The organism is Acetobacterium sp. MES1, from assembly GCF_002237635.1.
Taxonomy (GTDB): domain Bacteria; phylum Bacillota; class Clostridia; order Eubacteriales; family Eubacteriaceae; genus Acetobacterium; species Acetobacterium wieringae.
The window spans coordinates 1-15,880 of the sequence record NZ_MJUY01000020.1; the positions used below are offsets into that span (position 1 = coordinate 1).

Sequence of the window (15,880 nt, forward strand, 5' to 3'; positions counted from 1 at the left end):
AGCTGTCAATGCGGACTCTTTCCGTGGTGTGGAATTCGTTGATGTAATCCAGTGGGTGTTCAGAAAAGTGTTCCAGGTGAACCATGGCTTAGGCTTCCTTAAAGTGCTTAATGATTAATCATTATACCATAGTTGAAAAGCTCGGCTTAGCCGGAATAATTTGATTAAATCAGGACTGTTTTGACACTTATAATTTGACAATTAACACCAATATCTGATATAAATCATCTTTTTCTAGTTTATTTTCGTTTTTCATAGTCCGACCACCTTACAGTTAATATCCCATATCTTTTAATTTGTTTAACGCTTCTTGAAAATCATATATATTGCTTTGAGATATTCTTGTTTCCAACTTTCCTTTTAACGATGCCCAATGTCCCGATTTTCTAACAATCCCTTCAAAGTTGCGGAACAATACCTTTTCCCCATATTGCGCACATACACATAAAACATCATAGGCTTCTTCATACATATCCAAATCATAATAAATATCAATTAAATAATAATTCAGGTCTAAAATCACATCTTTTTTCTCTTTTTCTATACGATTTCCATACAAATACATATCATTAATCAATTTGATCCAAAAATCTTTTCCAATCTGTTTTATAGCGGGGTCGCTCGGATATGCTTTAGCGAAAAAATCTCTATTAAGATTATATTCATTAATATGATTTCGCTTGTCTTTCTCTTCAAGTGTTATCTGCATATCCTGCAACTGTTGTTCTTTCTGGCTTAAGCGAGATTCCTTCTGACTAGTTTGATTCTCTCGCATTTCTAAATTTTCTTCTCTTTTTTTAATATTCGCAAGTGCTATAGACAATTCGGCTGACTTTTTACTAATATCATCAATTAAAGATAATGCCTCCGCTTTTGTTTCCTCAAATATTTGTTCAATAGCTGATGTTCCATTATCTTTCTCATCTTCACCGATAACCAATTCTGCATTTACATTGTCAGGTAATTCTAAATAATAATCCTTTGATACATACCCCTCAAAAGCTTTTGTTCCTTTAAGTCGTTCTGTTTTTGTCCAAATATCCTGTTCATTATCTATTTCTTTAAACGTCGTTTCATCAATAAATATTTCTCTTGGAGTAGCTAAGGAACATAGGCGACTCGCATAATTTGTGGTTGAACCAACCCAAACAATGCCAAGTTCATTTTCTGTTGCTTCATCCGCCTCTTTTCCACGCATACCAACCTTAGTAACCATAATGTTTCCTGTACAAATGCCAATACCGCAAGCAACTCCGAGGCCATCCATATATTTCTTCATCTTAGGATTAAGACAATAGTCGATTAAAGTCAATATGTATCTAGCAGCATTTAAGGCCTTCTCAGAGGATGTTGTTTTTATATCATCCTCAATACTGTCTTGAAATACACCCATAATTCCATCTCCAGCAAATTGACGACTATATCCACCAGTGTATCTTATTGCTTGGATAATAGAACGTATAAAAGCTCTATAGACTTTTACCATCTTTTTAGATTTAATTTCATCTGTCAAATCTGTTGATTTTCTCATATCTACAAATAAAATTGAGAGTTTACCTTTGAAAACTTTATTCGAGTCAGCGATTTCATCTATGGGAGGAATTGCATCAGTTAACTCTATATTTTCCACCTTTTGAGTTAATATATTTTCAATTGCATTTTTAGCCGTTTCAAACTCGTCTTTTGACAATGAATATGCCATTTGCACACCACCTGCTTATTTCTTGTTCTCTTTTTTTATTTTATACTTCTGCTGTCCTGAAGTAGTTTTTTCAATCGGTTGAACCTTACCGCCATACCGATTGATGTGGTTAAGAAACAGCGTACCAAGCAATAATCTATCCTTACGTGGTATTCGATTCCACTCATATCCTCTGAACAATTCTTTCAAGAGAAAGACCTCGTTGTAATTTAGATTTTCGATTTCCTTTAGTGCAAGTTCTAATAGTTCGTTGACATCATACATATTTATCCTCCTGACAATCGCAATGACAACGTTGTCAATAATACTATTTTACTACTTTCTGTGATTTTGTCAATATATGAACGAAAAGCAGCCCCATCAACAGACCACTTTTAGTAGTGAATACCAAAACCATCATTCAGAAAAACATCTAGCTAACGTACCATGTTGCAAACACCTCTAGACGTTTGCGTTCTATCCAACCTTGACGCTTATATGAACGGTAAATTTTCTCTGAAATTTGTACTTTTTACCGTCAAAGGTTATGTAATATTCTAAGAAATTTTCCTTTGATAGAAACCACATATAGAATATCTGTCTTGATAATACAGATTTTTTATATAATTGTCTACTGATTAATGGATTAAGTGCCATGTGCAAAAATTTCAAAAATGCATCTACTCCTACTTCTGTGTTATGCAATACATTCTTCACATTATAACCACTAATGCAATTACCTAGTCAAACTGTTACTACTAAATCTTAGCTACTCATCCATAACCTATCTTTTTTAAACCCGTTAACTCGGCCCTGCGTTAAGGTATGTTTGGATATTTCCTTAAAAAATAGAGCAAGAACTTAAATTTTCTAAACACTTTGAAATCCAATTGTTTAACACTTTTTAATAGTATATTTCTAAACCGGTGACATCAATACAACTGTCTCAACGCACCCGTTTTTGGAAATACGTCATCATTCTTCAATTCCTAAAATGCACACCCCTATTAAAAAATGCACCCTTTTGCACACCCCTACTCTGTAAAAAATATTTTCTACACTTTGGCAAACTTTACTATTTTCGACATTCAACCATTTTATTTATATCGAATTCATATCTGCTATGAAACCGCTTTGCAAAGCCATTTCTACCACAATACAAAAAGCCACCTCATCACAAGGTGGCCTTCGATTGTATTAAATTTTACGTACGATTTTGTCTAAGAACGTAAATTATAATACAATTTAGCGGTATTGTCAATTACGCTAAATTGTATTATTACGCTAAAAAGTATAATAATTAAATATTTGGACCGGTATGTACCGACTTATGGGAAACATCGCGGTGTAAAATTGGTCGGAAATCTTAACTACGAAACCGGTGAAGTTTACTGCGAAGGAGCATGAAACCTATGATGCAGCGGTTTTCCTCGGATTCCTTGAAAATTTACTTTCAAGGAATCCGGATGGTAAGACCGTTCTGATTCTGGACAACGCACGTATCCATCACGCAAAACTGCTGATTCCCTTTCTTACTGAGAATGCTGACCGGCTCCAACTGATTTTCCTACCGCCTTACAACCCGAATCTGAATCTCATTGAGGGACTCTGGAAGTGGCTGAAGGAACGGGTCGTTAATAATGTATTCTATCATTCTGTTTCTGAAATACGTAAGAATGTTGCTGATTTCTTAACCTCCATTCAGTCCGGGAAGCGGTCATTCAGAGACTGTGTTTCAAGTTATAGCTATTCAAAATCTTTAATCAATTATATATAGTTTTTCTGACAAAAAATTGTTGACTGTTTCAAAATCTGCTGGCATTAACTAACTGTTTCACTTATGGGATGTACAACCATATTGATACCTTTTTACGCTTACACCCTTCATATTTAATCATTTAATTAAAACGTCAACAAATATTTCATATACCTATAAAACTTTATCAAACAACTATTGAATCACTGGCAAATGCGCTTCTTTCGGTTTCCGGATAAAAAATGATGCAACTGTACCGAGTACAACCAGAATAATAACCATCTCAAGAATTGCGACACACGAATGCGTCAGATCAAATACAATACCCGCAGCCATCGATCCAAATGATGAAACCAGCATATTCATATTCACAACGGAAAGATTGATCGGATAGTTCTTTGAACCATAAAAACGATTAACATAGGCCGATCCTGTCGGGGTTATGCAGCCGTAAGCAAGCCCCGTTACGATATAAGCGACGATCAGTAATACCATCATATGACTTGTTAATGCGGTTATCAGCAATATTATCGCGATTATAAATATCACACTCCCAATAACCATTGTGAAAAAATGTCCAATTTTATCGAACAGTGTACCGAATACAATCCGTCCCACTCCATTAAAGACCGAAATAAGACCGACAACCGTTGCTACAGTACTCATTGTGATTTCCGGACAAGCTTCCATTGCCATCGGTGCCCCCTGCGAAATGATGGCCAATCCCGCTGCTGAGAGCGACGTCGCCCAGAAAAGATATAACCAGAATGAAGGGCGCACTACCATTTCTTTTGAACAAATCTCCTCATAACTTTTTTCAGATTCTTTAACATTTTCTGTTACATCAACATCCCATTGTTTATCGTTCTTTACTATAAAAAAACCGGCAAAAGCCATGACGACAAAAATAATAAACCCAAATACTAAAAACGTTGTCCTCCAACCGCCATTGCTATCCATTGGCGTTACCGCAGTGTAGACTTTTCCAATAATAAAACCGCTTATCCCAAATCCCATTAGCAGAAGCCCTGAAATAAATCCCTGTTTATCAGGAAACCAGCTCGTTACTGAACTCATTACTGCATTATACACTAGTCCTAAAGCCAAGCCCGCCAATACCCCAAAACCCAAATAAAGGGTAATCAGTGAATCGGCAACTGAGGTAATACTGAAACCAGCCAGAAACAGCAGGGCCGAAATCCAAACAATGACTCGCGGTGTCAGTTTTTTTTTGCATTACTCCACCAAGGAAACCGCCCAGGCAAAAACAAAACATGATAATTGTAAACGTGACTGATAGCTGGCTTTTTGTCCACTCTTTATACATCATGGCGATTGGCGCCTGCAAAACAGTCCATGCATAAACAAGACCGGCCAACAACATAATAACAACTCCGACGCTGGCATATATCCAGCGATTTAGATGATTCATTTCAATAATTATTCCTTTCGTTTCACTCAGAAGACAAAATGTTCTGAAATATTTTATCTTCAAGTATTATTTTCCAAATGAGAAAATGCCACTAAAAGATCTACAGTTTGCCAACTAAGCCTTTCGTAATGGCATTTAAACAACTTATTGTCGTTTTTTGTTTTAATTGAAGTTGAGCTAATCTTCATTCTTAACATTTACGCTTAGTCTGCCGCTCTACCAATTTGTTCTTCATATAACAGCTAAAACTGTTTGGTGATATCGATGAAAAATTAGCACTTCCCATTCTTTAATTTAAATCGATATAGCTTATTTTTAAGCATTTCCGCTTGCCCGGACAGTTCTTCACTGGCCGCTGCACTTTCTTCAGCAGTCGCTGAATTCTGATGGACTACCTGTGACACCTGCTCAATGCCCTGGTTGATCTGAGCAATTTCTACGGCCTGTTGAGTTGATGCCGAAGCAATACGACCATTAATTTCGGAGATCTTACCGATCCCATCTACCATTTCATGAAGAGATATTGCAGTTTGATTGGCAATCTCAGTTCCATTTTTCACCTTATTGATGGTACCTTCAATTAGAAATGTTGTCTCTTTTGCGGCATCCGAACTACGTGCTGCCAAAGTTCGTACTTCTTCCGCTACCACTGCAAAACCTTTGCCATGTTGTCCAGCTCTGGCTGCCTCAACAGCTGCATTTAAAGCCAGAATATTTGTCTGAAAGGCGATATCATCGATCACTTTTATGATCTTTGAAATATCGATGGATGACTGATTGATTTTTTCCATAGCATGTTGCATGGTAGCCATTTGCCCATTACCAGCTTCAGCACCTAATTTGACATTCTTTGATAACACCTGTGCTTGATTTGCTGAATCCGCATTTGTTTTAGTCCGATTGGCAATTTCACTAATCGCAGCAGTCAATTCTTCAATAGCACTGGCCTGCTCAGTCGAACCTTGTGCAAGCGACTGACTACCACTGGCTACCTGACTGGCACCTGATAAAACCTGCTCAGCAGCATGGTTGATTTCTGATAACAGCTCATTCAGAGTTTCAATAATATCATTTAGAGCAGTGGAAATTTCAGAAAAATCACCATCAAAACTATCAATAGTATCCAATGCCAAATTTCCGTTACTGATTTCGCCAGTTATATCTTTTATTCGCTTCGTGATCCAGTTCAGATAAGTATTGGTCTGATTTACTGATTGTTTCAACTTATCGAAGTCGCCCTGGTAATCGCCTTTGACCATAACGTTCAGATTACCGCCTGAAACAGCTGTCATCACAGTAATTACTTCATCTAAAGGTGCTTTTATCCGTTTTAGAATTGCGTTAAGACCAATAATCAGCGTTTTCCACGCCCCTTCAAATCCTATTTCATCAGCGCAGGCACTTAGATTCCCTTTCATTATTTCCTCAATCATCCAAGTCGTGTTGTCAATCAAACCGCCAACTGATGCTCCTACCTGTCGCATCATCTCTCTGATACTTTCATATTGCTGATAGACTTCCTGCGTAAATTCATTCGGCTCACCAAGATTCAAGTCAAAATTTAGCTCTCCCCTTGCTAAATTACCCAAGTTCCCCACAAGCCGTTTTATTTCCGTTTGATTGTAAGCATTCACACTCATTACAGCTGTCTGATCTAGTGTCATCTCTAAGATATCCGTAGTGGGCTTCCCATTTTTATCAAGTAAATAAGCAATATCTTGCTTATAATATTTTCCTCTTGCATCAAAGTTTACAGTATTTATGCTTCTTTCAATCAACATTTTTCTGGCACAGTTTTCATTCCCACACATGCTCGAGCCGGATAAACTACAATCCATACCCACTGCCATTTCACGCGTTTCAATGACGCCTTTGCTAATAAAATAATCAGCCATGCCTTTATTGATATATTTGTATTTGTAATTATCGTCTGTAACCATCAAAGCATATGGAATTGCATCAAGGATTGCCCCGAGAAAATCCTTTTGTTCAGTTGCTTTTTTTAGCGCTTGCTGCTGATTTATAAAGACCCTTTGAAATCCTCCAGAAAGTTCCATAACACCAGGTATTTTTCTGTCTCCCTTATCGCATTGGGTTAATAGAACATTTTCTTCAGTTGTAGCTTCTAATACACTTAAGCACTCATTTATTCTCAATAATGCCAAATCAAAAGGAATGTTAGCTGATAGCAACTCGCTTTTAGGTGAAAAATCTCCTTCCGAAATTGAATGAACCATCTTATAATGGAACTCAATCTGATGCTCAACCATTTTGATTCGTAAGATCAGTTCATCCAACGGATTACCACCCTCACTTGCCAGAACGTTACCAACTCTGCTTTGTTCTGATATGTTAATTCTACCCAACATATCAGCCATATTGACAATTTTGGTATACCATTTTTTCATTGAAAGACAGTATACGCTGATTGCAGAAATAGAAAATATTAAGAAAATAACAGCCATTAAAGAATTAATTGTTTCGTTGATTTTATTAGATGGGTTAAATATTCCCAGTAATAGAACCAGTAGCATCAAAGTGATCAAAAACAATGGTGCACATTGATCAATAATTATTTTTTTTAATAGCCTTCTTTTGAATTTCATTTTTCTCTCCTTGTATCTCTACAAAGTGATACACTTACCAAATAACACATTCGGTAAATAAGTAACCTTTGCATAACCACCTGTTAAACGAAGCTGATGTCATACCGGTGCCCTTTTCACCTTTCCATAATAATCCGCTGTATAATAATCAACGGAATCGTATCGATGGCAAACCAGTAACTAATTTCCATGACACGATTCCAAAGTTATGTTCAATAAAGAAGAATTGACCTGTTATAACCACAAAACTGAAAATTTCCAACACCATTGGAACTGCGGAAATATAAATAAAATTGATCATCAAAATAAATATGCAACAAGCCCATCTAATCTACAGTTTTTAAATTTTCTGCCATGTTAAAATCGCTAAATTGTACAGTTATTATTTGCTTTTCTCATTCACTTCTGCAAAACACTTGGCTATCTTTTGTTTATTCACAACAAAGGTCATTAAAACACCCAAAAAGGTGCTGACTAATCCACTTATCCCATTATTGATCGCATTTGCTATTTCATTTTCAGGTATACCAATTACAAAATAAGAAATTATAAAACTCATTATAAACCCCATAACAATACCTGGTAATCCCATAATTAGAATATCTTTTACTTTCAATTATTTCACCTCTATTTATCGCTAAAATTTTCAAATCAATTGAACACATTATTTTATGACTCATCTATTAGCACGACTTTCCCGGCAGTGCCAGGTTGCGCCTCAGTCCTTTATTGTGTTTACCATGCCCATCTCTTGATCATGACCTGTTAAATAAAATCTCAAACGTTGAATACTGGATGGGGAATTTTTTCTACATCAAATGTTTCATTTCTATATTCTTCATTGTAATAAGGGAATTGTGCCACTATTGCCCGGATTTCCTTTTGAGGTGTACCCGGCGTTCCCCAAAGGATTTTGAGTTCTTTTCCTTCTATAGCGAATTCTGATTTGATAAACGCAAGAGAAATCATACGACGGTGGTAAAAGTCATGTGTTCTGCCTGAAGCCACACCGACAACACTCCCTTCACATAATACCTTGCTGATAATGAACGGTTCATCAGCTCCATCTCCTACCTTTGTAATTATGTCTAAGGGCTCTACCTCAGCACCCATGAACTGGCTGGCAAAAATCTCTCCAACATCTGCCGCATTCCACTCCAAAGTTACGCACTTTCTCGGACTTTTCTTTTCAATTTCCTGTAGCGCTTCTTTACCAACAAAGTCATGATCATAACTAATTAGATAATCCCACGCAAGGTCATGCGGTGTCACGAATGCATTCTGAACATCATCACTTGCACTTCCTGAGAATGGGTAGATTTTATGGTGAGGAGCAATATGTGGTTCATTAGTAACGAACTGTGCAAGCGCATCTCCGCTAGAAAGCCACGGATACCAGAAATGAATCCATTGATTCGGATAGCCGCCCTGAGTGTGATTTCTGCAGTATGTATTCGTGCCTTGCTGCTTAATACCAAATTCCTTACCTGCTTCCATGATGGTGTCAAAGACCAAATCGGCATTTTTTTCTTCACCATGAACTTCATAAGCTAAGCAACCCGACATCCCGAGCCGCACTACAGTCATATCTGTACCAGCGATCTTAACGTCCTTTTTGCCTGCGAACTTAATGTCGTGTAAATCTGTCTGGGTAGCTTTTTCGAGTATTTGAAGAGACTTTGGTCCATCAATCTGGAAAAAATACTCGTCTGTTATCCACTGGCCTTTTACATTCATTCCAAGTGTGTCCACATAAAATGGCAACGCTGGTGCCAACCAATAAGTACGGAATGTCTCATCATCGATTCTAGTTATTAATCCATCAGCAATAAGCTGTCCTTTCTCATTGCACATTAATGCATGTCGGGAACCGCTAATCTTTAACTTGCTAAAATCCCTATTTACGCATACGTCATTCAGTAGTTTTACTGCATCTGGTCCTGAGACATCATAGACCGGTGAAATATTCAAAAAGCATCCTAACCATGCGGTCTCTCTGCATGCAAGCAATTCCTCTTTAGGTGACGAAACCAAGAATGGATACAGCGATGGTCCTCGCTTATTCATAAGTTTGCAATCCCGATTAATCGAACTATCTACTGAAAATTTCATTGTTATATTTCCTTTCATAATAAAATTAATTTTATATTGATAGCGGATAACGCAAGCAGCAATTACTACGATGTTGGTGTTATCCGCTTTAACCTCATGACACCTTAAATTCATGTCTTTATAGTCAGAAAATTTTAAATCGTTAAGCTTTTAAACAAATGGATACCATCCCCCCACTGAAAAACCTTATAAAATTCAAATGACTTTACGCTACATTATCAGCTTTTTTTTGACTGGACTGTGAGAGTAGTGTACAAACTATCGACACAACAAAACCTATAAGTGCAATGACTCCAAACAGCAAATACGAACCCCTTGCAGTTGTAACATTAAATAAACTTTCAATCATTGGGATGATATACGATGCTAAAAAATAAGCAAGCGAATAAACCACTCCAAGATATGTTATAGCCATTGTCGCTCTTTCTTTAGGCACCAATACAGCTACTCTTGCTGTAAAATACGGTTGGATCAGTCCTACCGCAGCACCCGCTGTAGCGCAGGCAAGATAAACGCCTGTAATACTGTACGTAAAATAATAAATAACATACCCTGTCCCCAATAGACAGCATCCCAACGCAATTGTATATCTCTCAATTTTAGTATATATTTTCCCAAACAGCATTCCCGATAGAAAACCTGCCACAAATACAGTCGCACTTCCAATCCCTATCTGCATGGGTGTCCCCAATTGCTCAGTGGTAACAAATACCCCCATCTTCAATTGGTTTATAACTAAGATTACCGATAGAAAAAACACAGCAGCTAGAAAATAGTAATATGAGGAACTGAATTTCTGCATTTTTTCTTCCTTTGCCGCATGTTGATAAAGTTTTTTTTCTGGTTCATCTTTAGGTAAAGCCAAAAAAGCCAACAGTGCGATGGGCAAAGCAATCAGATACAAGAACAACGCATAGTGATAATCAACGACAGCAATTCTTCCTGAAGCAAGTGCCAGTAGAACACCGATTCCACATGCTGTAGCCTGCATGATCCCTAACATACTTGCTCGTTCTTCGCCATCAAAGTACTGTACAGCGAGAGCTCTTGCAAGAGGATAAAGAATCCCCATTCCAACTCCAAGCAATGCTCTCATAGCCAAGACATAATAGATATTTTCAAATAAAAGAGTCCCTGCTCCAGCTAACGAAAAAATAGATAAGCCTATTACTAGAAGAGTCTTTTTACTAAACCAACTGCACAATTTTCCTCCTATAAAAATAAACGGAATAACTGTTAGATTGGGAATGAGATAAATCAAGTTGGTCATTACAGCGCCATTACTTGAATATGTTTTCACAATATTCCCGAAAACTGAAACAAAAATACCGATATTAATATATAGGTAAGTCGAAGATAGAGCAAGTGATGCTTTTACTAATTTTTTATTTTCCATATAAAACCCCTCCTGTATTTTTAAGGTAATTTTAGCTGCTCATCATACAGCTATCTTCTGTGTTTTTCAAAATACGGTATATATATATCAGTTCGTAGATCTCTGATAGAATCCATGTTTCCAAGACCAAAAGTAGCAAAGCAGTTTGCAATTGCCGCCTTTGGATCAATCTCCGCAATCGCCATGTCTTCTTCCCAGCCAGTTGTAACAATAACATAACCTTCTGGACTATATATTCTTGCATGCCCTGCTTCAAGGCCTTCTTCCATGCGGGTAATATTTTCCGGGCTAGCTCCACAGCTATCTACAAGTACAACGGCGTTTTCAAGCGTACGGCAATAACCAGTACTCGTCCAGAGATTCAAAGTGAAATCATCCTCGCCTGTGCTTTTATCTGTTCCTGGCCAGGCGGACATTGCAAGTATTATTTCTGCACCCCCAATTTTTAGGCATCTTGCGATTTCTGGCCACCACCTATCAAAACAGATCATCATACCAATTCTACCGATTTTTGTGTCGAACACCGGTATCTCGTTACCAGGATGGAAGAAAAGCCGTTCTGTACCGGGTTGTTGAATTTTTCTGTATTTCCCTATAAATCCTTCTGGCCCAACCAATACACCACAATTGTAGAATCTGTCACAATACTCCTTGTCTTGTTCTGACATGGTCCAAGAGATATAAATATTACGCTCTTTCGCCTTTGCAATCAAGGCCTGAACTGAATCACCCTCGGGCACATACTCCGCTGCATTCACCCAATAAGATGTCGCATCAATGTTGGTAGACATCATAGTAAATGTAGTTGGAATACCTGGAAGACAAAATTCAGGAAACGCAATAAGATCAACCCCTTTTTGGGCTGCTTCATCAATAAAACACAACATTTTTGCCAAATTTACCGCCTTATCAGGAACACTTACCATTGCTACGGATGCAATTTTAATTTTAGACATTACTTTTCCTCCTTTAAATTGTTTTCTTAAAATTGTAGTTTTTGTTTTTAAAGCGCTCAGTCTTTATTAATTCCTCCTTACAAGATTTGGTTATAATTACAGCAAATCTTGTGCCAAGTTTTTTTCCGCTTTTGCCACGTTAAATCAGGTTTCCGTTTCATTATGCGTCGCAATGTCTCAAGTTGAGAATATAAAAGATGCGCATTTCTGACACATTTCGAGACACTTTGGATTTCTATATATTATATCAATAGAAAGTTACTTCGATTATTCTGCGAGTGCTTCTTTAGCGTCTTTCAGAGCATCTATCACTTTTCGTGGTTTTCTAGCGTCGCCAATTACAACCATATCTGCAATTTTCCCTTTTAATTGCTCTGCCAATTTATTTTCGGCTCGAGATCCAATTGCCAAAACAACTGTTTCTGCAGGTATAATCTCCCTTGTGCCGTCGGAACGTTCTACGGTAACTGAATTTTTCTGAATAGAGATAACTTTTGAATCAGGATGTTTGTCAACATTGTATCTTTCCAAATTTGTCATCATAATCCACTTGGAAGAAGGTCCAATATCCGATCCAATTTTAGGCTGCATTTCAACAATGGAGACTTTTTTGCTGCCATGAGTCAATAATTCATATAGCATTTCAGGTGTTTCTGCACGATTCAGAAAGAGAAATTTAAGCGTATCTGCACTGATAGTTCCTTCTTCAGCAATTTTTAACGCAGTTTCTATACCAACCGCTCCACCCCCAACGACAACAACCTTTTTTCCAATAGATGCTTTCCCACGCAGAACATCCCACGCTGAAACTATATTTGCACCTTCCTCTTTTGGAAAATCAGGAAGTAAGGGTTGAGCTCCAGTTGCTAAAACTACTTTGTCAAACTTTCCACTTTCAACACAAGATATAATCTCCTCTGCCGTAGCTTCATGATTGAAATCAAAAGTTACACCAATATTTTTGCAGGCGATGTATTGGAAAGTAGAAAGCTCAGCAAAACTTTCGCGTCCTGGAGGTGAAGAAACTAAATCCATCTGTCCGCCAGGTTCATCTTCCTTTTCCCAAACAGTAATTATGGAGCCATCAGATGCAGCACGCAGGGCAAATTCCATCCCCGCCACACCAGCACCAATCACAAGAATTTTCTTGATCAAGGAAGACGCAGATTCAGACTCGAATCCTGCATCACTATTTGCAAGACAGGCCAGTGGTTTTGACTTGAAAACGTGATCCATACATCCTTGATTGCAACCAACACAAGGCCGAATTAAATCAGGACGTCCATCCTCTAATTTTCGCACCATATCCGGGTCAGCTATAAAAGCTCGACAAAACCCTATAAAGTCTGCATCTCCTCGGATTACGACTTCTTCTGCAGTCGAAATATCAAAGCGATTACATGCGTATACAGGAATAGAAACGGCCTCTTTCACGCGTTTTGACAAATAGCTAAAGGCACCTCTTGGTACATCCATAGTAAGCTGTGGCACCAACGTTTCATGCCAACCTCCCGTTATATTAAGTGCAGCTACGCCAAGTCGTTCCAATTCCTTGGCAATGATAATGCAACTGTCATTATCATTACCATTGGGTACAAACTCATTTCCAGCTAATCGTACGGTAACCGGAAAATCGGAGCCCACAGCTTTTTTTACTGCAACGACTATATCACGAAGAAAATTCATGCGGCCATCTAAAAATCCGCCATAACGATCAGTGCGAAAGTTTGTAGATGCTGATAGAAATTGTGCAATTAAGTACCCAGCACTAGCGACCAATTCAATACCATCAAAACCAACATCTTGTGCCCGTTTTGCCGCTGCAGCAAAATTACAGATAATTTCTTCTATTTCTTCTATTTTTAATGCACGTGTCTGGGCTCGATTAAATTTGCACTTATAATCAGAAGGGGCAACAGGGGTTTGACCGTTGTACTCTTCAGGTTTAGCGTAAGCTCCAGGATGCCACAATTGCGGGAATATTTTCCCACCTTCCTTATGAACGGCATCTACCAATTCCTTCATACCTGGCATATCGTTGTCACGCGAAAGTTGCATTACACCTGCAGTGCATATACGCATAGGATCCACACCTACTGCCCCAACAACAATGAGGCCAGCACCGCCTGCAGCACGCCGACGGTAAAATTCTATTAACCTGGGTGTAGGCTTGCCATCTTGTGTTGCATAGGAAAGCTGAACAGGAGTCATTACAAAACGATTTTTAATTGTTATTCTACCTATTTCATATGGTTGTAACAAAATATTAGACATATATTAGCACTCACTTTCTAATGTAAATTTAAAACAATTTTTCTTTTAATTTTGAATTTTAAAATCAAAAAATTCATGATCCATGATTTTAACATTTTCTGCGATCAATGGTACAAAATCCATATTTGCCAGTATATCACGCTCTATATCAATCCCAGGAGCAACTTCTGTTAATAATAATCCTTCAGGGGTCAGTTTAAATACACAGCGCTCTGTGATATAGGTAATATCTTGATTATTCTCTATGGCACCATCTCCTGAAAAGGATATTTGTTCTACTTTATTTACAAATTTTCGATTAGTACCCTCTTGAATAATGCGAAGTTTATTCTCTTCAAATTTTAGCTCCATATTCTTTCCATCCATAAAGTTTGTCATGAAGACAACTTTATGTGATGATTGTGTCAGATTGATAAATCCGCCTACTCCGATAATTACACTACCTACTTTGCTTACACCAACGTTTCCCTCTGATGATACCTGTGCAGCACCAACATATACACCATCCAGATTCCCACCATCATAAAAATCAAACATGATGGACATTTCTGTAATCATCTCAGCATTAAGAGAAGCGCCAAAACCAGGACGAGGCAGGGGAATCCCACCGATCAGGCCAACTTCATTGGTTAAAGTAATATCCTCCCAATCACCGCATTCAGTAGCTATCGTAGCAATGAGTCCTGGAATGCCAACTCCCAGATTGATTATGTCACCCTTATTGATCTCTTTATATGCTCTTCGAGCAATGATATATTGATCATATCTTTTCTTATTTCCAGGAATAAATGATACCATTCTTTCAATGTAAGGTACGATCTCTTCTGAATAAAGTATCCCATCTCCATTAATAGCTGGCTGGTTTTTTTCAAATACGCACTGCAACTGATTCGGGTTAACGATAATATAATCCACTGCTTTCCCCGGAATCTTTACCAATTTTGGATGCAATCGCTTATCCGATATCTGCTCAACCTGAATACATACTATTCCCCCATTAGCCTTTGTTGCTAATGCAATTGCAATCGCATCAACAAAAGCAGCCTCATTCTCAAAAGAAATATTACCTTTTTCATCAGCGATAGAGCCTGCAATAAATGCAACATCAATCTTAGGTGTGAAAAACTGAAGATATTCCTTCTCAGCAATATTTACGACTTGGGAAAGCGGAGGTTCATTACGAGCTTTTTCATTAAGACACGCACCGTCGAGACGCGGATCAACCGAGGTATTTAAACCAATTCCACTAATTATTGCTGGTTGTTTTCCTGCCGCAGCCCTATACAAATGTGAAACCACTCCTTGAGGGAGATTGAAACCAGCTATTTTGTTTTCAGAAATCATTTGGGCAAGAGTAGGAGTAGAGTTGACTTGTCCCAATACCGCTTTTTTGAAAAGCCCTTCATTGTCTAAAAACAAACTATCTACAAAGGCACCTTTTTTTGATAAGCCGAGCGCTGTTGCACCCCATAGAGTAAGTCCACTAGGGGTTTTTGTGTCTTGGTATCGTTTGCCAAGAGCTTGACAAAGCAGATCAGGGTTACATACTGTAGCTACGCCATTTACTGCTAAAACATCGCCATCTTTGACTAAGCGAACGGCTTCTTCTGCACTAATAATTTTTGCCATAATTTTATTTCTCCTATTCAATTCTTAGTAATTTCTTC

General features: G+C 37.9%; 11 protein-coding genes and 1 pseudogene. 1 reads left to right on the forward strand and 11 read right to left on the reverse strand.

Going from position 1 to position 15,880, the window contains the following annotated elements:
- Positions 1-274: 274 nt before the first annotated feature.
- Together BI182_RS07390 and BI182_RS07395 are read right to left on the reverse strand one after the other, a co-directional pair.
- The gene (locus BI182_RS07390; RefSeq protein WP_286806596.1) at positions 275-1,702 is read right to left on the reverse strand and encodes an adenylate/guanylate cyclase domain-containing protein; all 1,428 of its coding nucleotides are present in this window, start codon (positions 1,700-1,702) and stop codon (positions 275-277) included.
- A gap of 15 nt (positions 1,703-1,717) precedes the next feature.
- Complete coding sequence (locus BI182_RS07395; RefSeq protein ID WP_286806598.1) at positions 1,718-1,966, reverse strand: single-stranded DNA-binding protein; 249 nt, start codon at positions 1,964-1,966, stop codon at positions 1,718-1,720.
- 1,002 nt (positions 1,967-2,968) lie between these two features.
- Here BI182_RS07395 and BI182_RS07400 point away from each other — a divergent pair.
- A pseudogene (locus tag BI182_RS07400) lies at positions 2,969-3,427 on the forward strand (IS630 family transposase); the annotation flags it as partial.
- A gap of 205 nt (positions 3,428-3,632) precedes the next feature.
- Here the strand turns inward: BI182_RS07400 and BI182_RS07405 are convergent.
- From BI182_RS07405 to BI182_RS07445, 9 genes are all read right to left on the reverse strand, one after another.
- The gene (locus BI182_RS07405) at positions 3,633-4,637 is read right to left on the reverse strand and encodes an MFS transporter (RefSeq protein WP_353744758.1); all 1,005 of its coding nucleotides are present in this window, start codon (positions 4,635-4,637) and stop codon (positions 3,633-3,635) included.
- Positions 4,522-4,932 carry an MFS transporter gene (locus BI182_RS07410; protein WP_242988605.1) on the reverse strand — a complete coding sequence of 137 codons (411 nt, stop codon included), beginning with the start codon at positions 4,930-4,932 and terminating at the stop codon, positions 4,522-4,524. Before BI182_RS07410 ends, BI182_RS07405 begins: the two co-directional genes overlap by 116 nt.
- Positions 4,933-5,141: 209 nt before the next feature.
- Positions 5,142-7,475 carry a methyl-accepting chemotaxis protein gene (locus tag BI182_RS07415; RefSeq protein WP_286806599.1) on the reverse strand — a complete coding sequence of 778 codons (2,334 nt, stop codon included), beginning with the start codon at positions 7,473-7,475 and terminating at the stop codon, positions 5,142-5,144.
- Between the two features lie 382 nt (positions 7,476-7,857).
- Positions 7,858-8,091: a hypothetical protein gene (locus BI182_RS07420; RefSeq protein WP_070372589.1), complete on the reverse strand. Its 234-nt coding sequence runs from the start codon at positions 8,089-8,091 to the stop codon at positions 7,858-7,860.
- Between the two features lie 161 nt (positions 8,092-8,252).
- Positions 8,253-9,587, reverse strand: a complete 1,335-nt coding sequence (locus BI182_RS07425; RefSeq protein ID WP_070372637.1) for an aminomethyltransferase family protein — start codon at positions 9,585-9,587, stop codon at positions 8,253-8,255.
- Positions 9,588-9,792: 205 nt separating this feature from the next.
- Entirely contained in the window at positions 9,793-10,983 is a 1,191-nt protein-coding gene (locus tag BI182_RS07430; RefSeq protein WP_111887169.1) for an MFS transporter, read from the reverse strand.
- Between the two features lie 50 nt (positions 10,984-11,033).
- The gene (locus BI182_RS07435; protein WP_070372591.1) at positions 11,034-11,939 is read right to left on the reverse strand and encodes a carbon-nitrogen hydrolase family protein; all 906 of its coding nucleotides are present in this window, start codon (positions 11,937-11,939) and stop codon (positions 11,034-11,036) included.
- A gap of 267 nt (positions 11,940-12,206) precedes the next feature.
- The gene (locus tag BI182_RS07440) at positions 12,207-14,213 is read right to left on the reverse strand and encodes an oxidoreductase (protein ID WP_286806600.1); all 2,007 of its coding nucleotides are present in this window, start codon (positions 14,211-14,213) and stop codon (positions 12,207-12,209) included.
- Positions 14,214-14,258: 45 nt separating this feature from the next.
- Complete coding sequence (locus BI182_RS07445) at positions 14,259-15,842, reverse strand: malonate decarboxylase subunit alpha (RefSeq protein WP_286806601.1); 1,584 nt, start codon at positions 15,840-15,842, stop codon at positions 14,259-14,261.
- Positions 15,843-15,880 lie beyond the last annotated feature (38 nt).

Bases quoted from the DNA above. Each gene is read 5' to 3' on its own strand.
- BI182_RS07390 (WP_286806596.1), bottom strand. From the start codon at position 1,702: ATGGCATATTCATTGTCAAAAGACGAGTTTGAAACGGCTAAAAATGCA.
- BI182_RS07430 (WP_111887169.1), bottom strand. From the start codon at position 10,983: ATGGAAAATAAAAAATTAGTAAAAGCATCACTTGCTCTATCTTCGACT.
- BI182_RS07435 (WP_070372591.1), bottom strand. From the start codon at position 11,939: ATGTCTAAAATTAAAATTGCATCCGTAGCAATGGTAAGTGTTCCTGAT.
- BI182_RS07395 (WP_286806598.1), bottom strand. From the start codon at position 1,966: ATGTATGATGTCAACGAACTATTAGAACTTGCACTAAAGGAAATCGAA.
- BI182_RS07445 (WP_286806601.1), bottom strand. From the start codon at position 15,842: ATGGCAAAAATTATTAGTGCAGAAGAAGCCGTTCGCTTAGTCAAAGAT.
- BI182_RS07425 (WP_070372637.1), bottom strand. From the start codon at position 9,587: ATGAAATTTTCAGTAGATAGTTCGATTAATCGGGATTGCAAACTTATG.
- BI182_RS07440 (WP_286806600.1), bottom strand. From the start codon at position 14,213: ATGTCTAATATTTTGTTACAACCATATGAAATAGGTAGAATAACAATT.
- BI182_RS07415 (WP_286806599.1), bottom strand. From the start codon at position 7,475: ATGAAATTCAAAAGAAGGCTATTAAAAAAAATAATTATTGATCAATGT.